7 protein-coding genes are annotated in these 6,414 nt (G+C 73.7%); 4 read left to right on the top strand and 3 right to left on the bottom strand.

Annotation, left to right across the window (positions count from 1 at the left end; translation table 11 throughout):
• The first annotated feature begins 152 nt into the window (after positions 1-152).
• From argF to argH, 4 genes are read left to right on the top strand one after another with little or no spacing between them, the layout of a single operon-like run.
• Positions 153-1,130 carry an ornithine carbamoyltransferase gene (gene argF, locus E1211_RS29490; protein WP_132353080.1) on the top strand — a complete coding sequence of 326 codons (978 nt, stop codon included), beginning with the start codon at positions 153-155 and terminating at the stop codon, positions 1,128-1,130.
• On the top strand, positions 1,127-1,642 hold the full coding sequence (locus E1211_RS29485) for an arginine repressor (protein WP_132353078.1): 516 nt from the start codon (positions 1,127-1,129) through the stop codon (positions 1,640-1,642). The genes argF and E1211_RS29485 overlap by 4 nt, the downstream gene beginning before the upstream one ends.
• Positions 1,639-2,844 (top strand): argininosuccinate synthase, encoded by a 1,206-nt coding sequence (locus tag E1211_RS29480; RefSeq protein ID WP_132353076.1) that lies wholly within the window; start codon positions 1,639-1,641, stop codon positions 2,842-2,844. The genes E1211_RS29485 and E1211_RS29480 overlap by 4 nt, the downstream gene beginning before the upstream one ends.
• A gap of 11 nt (positions 2,845-2,855) precedes the next feature.
• Positions 2,856-4,319 carry an argininosuccinate lyase gene (gene argH / locus E1211_RS29475; protein ID WP_132353082.1) on the top strand — a complete coding sequence of 488 codons (1,464 nt, stop codon included), beginning with the start codon at positions 2,856-2,858 and terminating at the stop codon, positions 4,317-4,319.
• 96 nt (positions 4,320-4,415) lie between these two features.
• Here argH and E1211_RS29470 read toward each other — a convergent pair whose 3' ends face one another.
• The 3 genes from E1211_RS29470 to E1211_RS29460 all read right to left on the bottom strand — a co-directional run bounded on the left by E1211_RS29470 (position 4,416) and on the right by E1211_RS29460 (position 6,317).
• Positions 4,416-4,769, bottom strand: a complete 354-nt coding sequence (locus E1211_RS29470; RefSeq protein WP_132353074.1) for an MmcQ/YjbR family DNA-binding protein — start codon at positions 4,767-4,769, stop codon at positions 4,416-4,418.
• A gap of 79 nt (positions 4,770-4,848) precedes the next feature.
• The gene (locus E1211_RS29465) at positions 4,849-5,268 is read right to left on the bottom strand and encodes a DNA-binding protein (protein WP_132353072.1); all 420 of its coding nucleotides are present in this window, start codon (positions 5,266-5,268) and stop codon (positions 4,849-4,851) included.
• 425 nt (positions 5,269-5,693) lie between these two features.
• Entirely contained in the window at positions 5,694-6,317 is a 624-nt protein-coding gene (locus tag E1211_RS29460) for a DNA-3-methyladenine glycosylase (protein ID WP_132353070.1), read from the bottom strand.
• Positions 6,318-6,414 lie beyond the last annotated feature (97 nt).

Genomic DNA, 6,414 nt, shown 5'->3' with positions numbered 1-6,414 from the left:
GCCCTGGACGCCACCGCGCCCGCCGCCACGCCCGCGCCCGCCGCGGCCGCGGCGGATCTTGGAGACGTGGTGCCCCTGGACGGGCCGCAATCTTCCAAGACCTCCCCGGCCTCAGCTCTCACCCCGACCCCGACCGCCCCGGAGACGACCCGATGACCCGGCACTTCCTGCGCGACGACGACCTGAGCCCCGCCGAGCAGGAGATGGTGCTGCGGCTCGCCGCCCGGATGAAGGCCGACCGGTTCGGGTACCAGCCGCTGACCGGTCCCCGTTCGGTGGCGGTGCTCTTCGACAAGCAGAGCCTGCGCACCCGGACCTCCTTCGACGTGGGTATCGCCGAGCTGGGCGGGCACCCGCTCATCGTGGACACGCAGAGCACCCACTTCGGCCGGGGCGAGACCCTCGCCGACGCCGCGCGGGTGCTCTCCCGCTACGTCGCCGCGATCGTGCTGCGCACCTACGGCGACGAGCGCATCGCGGAGGTCGCCACCGGGGCGAGCGTGCCGGTGGTCAACGCGCTCACCGACGGCTTCCACCCCTGCCAGCTCCTGGCCGACCTGCTCACCGTCCGGGAACGGTTCGGCGGCACCGCCGGCCGGACCCTCACGTACCTCGGCGACGCGGCCAACAACATGGCCAACTCGTACCTGCTCGCCGGGGCGACCGCCGGCCTGCACGTACGGGTGGCCGGGCCGGCCGGCTTCACCCCCGACCCGGCGCTGGTGGCCCGGGCCGCCGAGATCGCGACCGGCACCGGCGGGTCGGTGAGTGTGCTCACCGACCCGGCCGAGGCGGTCAAGGGGGCCGACGTCGTCGCCACCGACACCTGGACCTCGATGGGGCAGGAGGGCGACGGGCTGGACCGGAACACGCCGTTCCTGCCGTACCAGGTGAACGCCGAGCTGCTCGCCCAGGCCGCGCCGGGTGCCATCGTGCTGCACTGCCTGCCCGCCCACCGGGGCGAGGAGATCACCGACGAGGTGCTCGACGGCCCGCAGAGCGCGGTCTTCGACCAGGCGGAGAATCGGCTGCACGCCCAGAAGGCGCTGCTCATGTTCCTCATCCAGGCCGACACCCTGGCCCCGGAGGCGGCGGCGCCCGACGCCACCGCGACCAGGGAGAACAGATGACCGCCCCGCTGACCCGCGCCGCCCGGCACGCTCGCATCGTCGAGCTGATCCGGGACAAGGCGATCCACTCGCAGACCGAGCTGGCCGACCTGCTCGCCGGTGACGGCATCCAGGTCACCCAGGCCACCCTCTCCCGGGACCTCAAGGAGCTCGGCGCGGCGACCGTGCGCGGCGGCGACGGGCGTGGCGTCTACGTGATCCCCGAGGACGGCCATCGGCCGCTGCGCGACGCCGAGGCGGCCCCGGCCCGCCTGGTGCGGCTGCTGCACGAGCTGCTCAACGGGGTCGACTCCAGCGGCAACATCGCCGTGCTGCGTACCCCGCCGGGCGCAGCGCACTACCTGGCCAGCGCGTTGGACCGAGCGGGCCTGCCCGAGGTCGTCGGCACGATCGCCGGCGACGACACCATCCTCGTCGTGGCCCGCGAGGCCGACGGCGGGGCCGCGCTCGGCGAGAAGCTCGCCGGCTGGGCCCGCCGGGAAGAGAACGTTGAAGGGAGCAACACACCATGACCGAGCGGGTCGTCCTTGCCTACTCCGGAGGGTTGGACACCTCCGTCGCCATTCCGTACCTGGCCGAGCAGACCGGCGCCGAGGTGATCGCGGTCGCGGTCGACGTCGGTCAGGGTGGCGAGGACATGAACGTCATCCGGCAACGCGCCCTCGACTGCGGCGCCGTGGAGTCCGAGGTGGTCGACGCGCGCGACGAGTTCGCCGCCGAGTACTGCCTGCCGGCGATCCGCGCCAACGCCCTCTACATGGACCGCTACCCGCTGGTCTCGGCGTTGTCCCGGCCGCTGATCGTCAAGCACCTGGTGGTCGCGGCGCGCAAGCACGGCGGCACGATCGTGTCGCACGGCTGCACCGGGAAGGGCAACGACCAGGTCCGCTTCGAGGTCGGCCTGGGCGCGCTCGCGCCCGACCTGAGGATCATCGCTCCGGCCCGGGACTTCGCCTGGACCCGGGACAAGGCGATCGCGTTCGCGGAGGAGAAGGGCCTGCCGATCGACGTGTCGGCCAAGTCGCCGTACTCCATCGACCAGAACCTCTTCGGCCGGGCGGTGGAGACCGGCTTCCTGGAGGACATCTGGAACGGGCCGATCGAGGACCTGTACTCCTACACCGCCGACCCGAGCGAGCCCCGGGACGCCGACGAGGTCGTCATCACCTTCGACGGCGGCGTGCCGGTCGCCGTCGACGGTGAGACCGTCACCCCGTACCAGGCGATCCTGGAGCTGAACCGGCGCGCGGGCGCCCAGGGGGTCGGCCGGCTCGACATGGTGGAGGACCGCCTCGTGGGCATCAAGAGCCGCGAGGTGTACGAGGCGCCGGGTGCGATCGCCCTGATCACGGCCCACCAGGAGCTGGAGGCGGTCACCGTCGAGCGGGACCTGGCCCGGTTCAAGCGCGGCGTCGACCAGCGCTGGGGCGAGCTCGTCTACGACGGCCTCTGGTTCTCGCCGCTGAAGCGGTCGCTGGACGCGTTCATCGACGACGCCCAGCAGCACGTCTCCGGCGAGGTGCGGCTGACCCTGCACGCCGGACGGGCCACGGTCACCGGCCGGCGCTCCGAGGCGAGCCTCTACGACTTCGGCATGGCCACCTACGACACCGGTGACACCTTCGACCAGTCCCTCGCCAAGGGCTTCGTCCAGCTGTGGGGTCTGCCCAGTCGGATGGCGGCCGCCCGGGACGCCCGGCTCGGCGACAGGTGAGCACTGCCACAATGGGTCCGGTGGACGACAAGAGCCTGACCGAGAACAGTGCCGCCACGAACCGCACCAGCCTCTGGGGCGGCCGGTTCGCGGGCGGCCCCGCGGAGGCCCTGGCCCGGCTGTCGGTGAGCGTGCAGTTCGACTGGCGACTGGCCCCGTACGACCTCGCCGGTTCGCGGGCGCACGCCCGGGTGCTGGCCGGCGCCGGCCTGCTCGACCCCGAGGAGCTGGGTCGGATCCTGGCGGCGCTGGACGACCTGGAGGCGGCCTGCGCCTCCGGGCAGTTCCGCCCCACGGTGGACGACGAGGACGTGCACACCGCGCTGGAGCGGGGCCTGCTGGAGCGGCTCGGCAGCCTCGGCGGCAAGTTGCGCGCCGGCCGGTCCCGCAACGACCAGGTCGCCACCGACCTGCGGCTCTACCTGCGTGACCACGCTCGCGGGGTGGCCGCCCGGCTGGTGGAGCTGGCCGAGGCGCTGGTCGAGCAGGCCGAGCGGCACGTGTCGACCGCCGCCCCCGGCATGACCCACCTGCAGCACGCGCAGCCGGTCACCTTCGGGCACTGGCTGCTCGCCCACGTCCAGCCGCTGCTGCGTGACCTGGAGCGGCTGCGCGACTGGGACGAGCGGGCCGCGGTCAGCCCGCTCGGGGCGGGCGCGCTGGCCGGCTCCGGCCTGCCGCTGGACCCGGTGGCGGTCTCCAAGGAACTCGGTTTCCGGACGTCGTTCGCGAACTCGATGGACGCGGTCGCCGACCGGGACTTCGTCGCCGAGTTCCTCTTCGTCACCGCGATGACCGGGGTGCACCTGTCCCGCCTCGGCGAGGAGGTGGTGCTCTGGACGTCGCAGGAGTTCGGCTGGGTCGAGCTGGACGACGCCTTCGCCACCGGTTCGTCGATCATGCCGCAGAAGAAGAACGCGGACATCGCCGAGCTGGCCCGCGGCAAGTCCGGCCGGCTGGTCGGTGGGCTGATGAGCGTGCTCACCATGCTCAAGGGTCTGCCGATGACCTACGACCGGGACATGCAGGAGGACAAGGAGCCGGCCTTCGACGCGGTCGACACCCTGGAGCTGCTGCTGCCGGCCCTCGCGGGGATGATCTCCACGATGACCGTGCGGGTGGATCGGCTGGTCGCGGCCGCCCCGGTGGGCTACTCGCTCGCCACCGAGGTCGCCGACTGGCTCGTCCGTAAGGGTGTGCCGTTCCGCGACGCGCACGAGATCACCGGACGGCTGGTCGCGCTCTGCGTGGCTCGGGAGTGCGCTCTCGACGAGGTCTCCGACACCGACCTGGCCACGGTGAGCGAGCACCTGGACCCGTCGGTGCGGGACGTGCTCTCCGTCCGCTCGGCGCTCGCGGCCCGGACCACGCCCGGCTCGACCGGCCCGGGACCGGTGGCCGACCAGCTGGCCACCGCCGCGGACAAGCTGACCGGCTGGCGGGAGTGGGCCGCCGAGCGGGTCGTACCCCGCTGAGTTCGGCCACCCCGATACGTGCGAGCTCAGGGGAGCCCCGGGCCTGGCGCGCGCCGGGTCGGCGGCTCCCCTGACGCCGCTCGGCGTGGTGGCCGGTCAGGCCGTCGGCCGCTCCCGCTTCGGCAGCTTCGCCACGACCGCGTCGTACGACGCGTCGACCGCCTCGAACAGCTCCTCGTCGTCGATCCCGCCGTCGAGCCGGAGGGTGTTCCAACCGGACCGTCCGATGTAGGGCATCACCTGCGCGTCCGCGGGGTGGCGGTGCAGCCACTCGTCGGCCATCTCCCGGTCGGGGCCGCACTTCACACCCACCGTGGGGTGGGTGTCGGGGGAGCCGAGGAAGGCGAAGATCCGGCTGCCCACCTTGACCACCTCGTCGCCCTCCCACGGCTGGTCCAGCCAGCTGCCCGGCTTCGCCAGGCAGTACGCCAGCATCTCCTCGCGTCGCATCGCGTCTCCCCTTCCGCTGCGCTGATCCCACCGTTGCTGGTAGCTGGGTGCCCGGCGACGGTCCGGGCGTACCGGGTGTCTACTCCGCGGTGCGTGCGGTGAGCCGCTCGTAGCGTTGCTGGGCGGCCTGCGCGCTGCCAAGGCCGAGCCCGAAGGCGATCGCCTGCCAGGTCATCCCCCGGCCGCGAGCCGCCTGCAACAGGCCGGTCTCCAGCACGTCCACCTCGGCGCGGACGTGCGGGATCAGGGTCAGCGCCGCCATCAGGTCGGCCTGGTCGACCGGCTCCTCTCCCGGTTCCAGTTCGGCCCCGCCGGCGAGCGCCATCATCAGGGTCGCCGCCTCGTAGGCGTCGGGGACGTCGGGGTGGGCGTAGCGCCGGCGGCGGGCGTCGGTGCCCGCGTGCCGCTCCGCGATGCGCAGCAACGCCGCGTAGTTGCGGTGGGCGCGAGCCTGGGCAGCGTCCGGGGCGGTGAACGGATCGTTGTTCAACGTGGCCATGCCGTCCATTGGACCCCTTTAAAGACTTGTTGTCAACAGTTCGTTGAATCTCCTCCTTCGCGTCCGGCCGGTCGGCGGCACGCCGTTCGGAGGACTGCGTCGCGGTGGCCGGTCCGCACCGTGGCGGTCGCCGCCGCGGTGGTGCTGAGCCTGGCGCTGCTCGCCGCGGTGCCCGGTAGTCGGCGTCCGGTGCGTGGTGAGGTGCTGGCTTCCGCTCGGCGTACCTCCCGTTCCGGGCGCCGTTCGAGGCGTCGCCGGAGGTGGAGGCGCAGCGCCCGGGGCGGACGGCGGCGGAGCTGCTCCCCGCGACACCGGCGGGCGCGGCTCCCCGGCAGGGCGCCGGCCGCGCTCCGCGCGACCCGGCCGGCCGGCCGGAGCCGGTGCGCTGACCGGCGGGTGGTGGCCGCGGACCGCGGCCACCACCGTCAGGCCGGCTGGGCCGAGGGGCGCCGGCGACGCGGGACGTGGCGGCGGTACGGGCTCACGCTCTCCTCGTCCACCAGCCAGAACCGCCACGGCGTGTCGTGTGCCGCGGCGACTCCGACGCGCGGTCCGGCGGCGATCAGGGCCGGGTCCACGGGCACCGGCGGCGGGGTGAGCAGCACCGGCCCGGAGCCGTCCAGCGCGGATGTGCCGTTGGCGTCGCGGCCGAGTCCGAGGGCCGTGACCAGCCGCGCCGGGCCGCGCGCGAGTTCCCGATCCGGGGCGTGGGTGCGGCGCTGCCGGGCGATCTCCACGCCCTCGGTCACGGCGCCGGCGCGCAGCAGCACGGCGGCGGCCTCACCCTCGCGCCCGCAGACGATGTTCATGCACCAGTGCATGCCGAACACGAAGTAGACGTAGACCTTCCCGGCCGGGCCGAACATCACCTCGGTGCGGGGGGTCGGCCCCCGGTGGGCGTGCGACGCCGGGTCCTCCCCGGTGCCGGCGTACGCCTCGACCTCGGTGAGCCGGATCTTGACGCCGTTGGCCGAGACGGTCCAGCCGAGGAGGGTCCGAGCGGTCGTGGCGACCTGTGCGGCGGGCGCGTGTAGCCAGGAGTACGTCATCGTGCGGCAAGGCTACCCGGCTGCCGGGGCAGGGGCCCGGGCTGCGACGGAGCGGTCGGGCGTGGGCGGCGCGGATCGGGGTAGGTCCATGCCGGGC

Source organism: Micromonospora sp. 15K316 (assembly GCF_004348525.1).
Lineage (GTDB): Bacteria > Actinomycetota > Actinomycetes > Mycobacteriales > Micromonosporaceae > Micromonospora.
Note: the sequence above shows the minus strand (reverse complement) of the source record. Positions and strands in the feature narration are given on the sequence as shown.

Bases quoted from the DNA above. Each gene is read 5' to 3' on its own strand.
- E1211_RS29480 (WP_132353076.1), top strand. From the start codon at position 1,639: ATGACCGAGCGGGTCGTCCTTGCCTACTCCGGAGGGTTGGACACCTCC.
- E1211_RS29460 (WP_132353070.1), bottom strand. From the start codon at position 6,317: ATGACGTACTCCTGGCTACACGCGCCCGCCGCACAGGTCGCCACGACC.
- E1211_RS29465 (WP_132353072.1), bottom strand. From the start codon at position 5,268: ATGGCCACGTTGAACAACGATCCGTTCACCGCCCCGGACGCTGCCCAG.
- E1211_RS29470 (WP_132353074.1), bottom strand. From the start codon at position 4,769: ATGCGACGCGAGGAGATGCTGGCGTACTGCCTGGCGAAGCCGGGCAGC.
- argF (WP_132353080.1), top strand. From the start codon at position 153: ATGACCCGGCACTTCCTGCGCGACGACGACCTGAGCCCCGCCGAGCAG.
- argH (WP_132353082.1), top strand. From the start codon at position 2,856: ATGGGTCCGGTGGACGACAAGAGCCTGACCGAGAACAGTGCCGCCACG.
- E1211_RS29485 (WP_132353078.1), top strand. From the start codon at position 1,127: ATGACCGCCCCGCTGACCCGCGCCGCCCGGCACGCTCGCATCGTCGAG.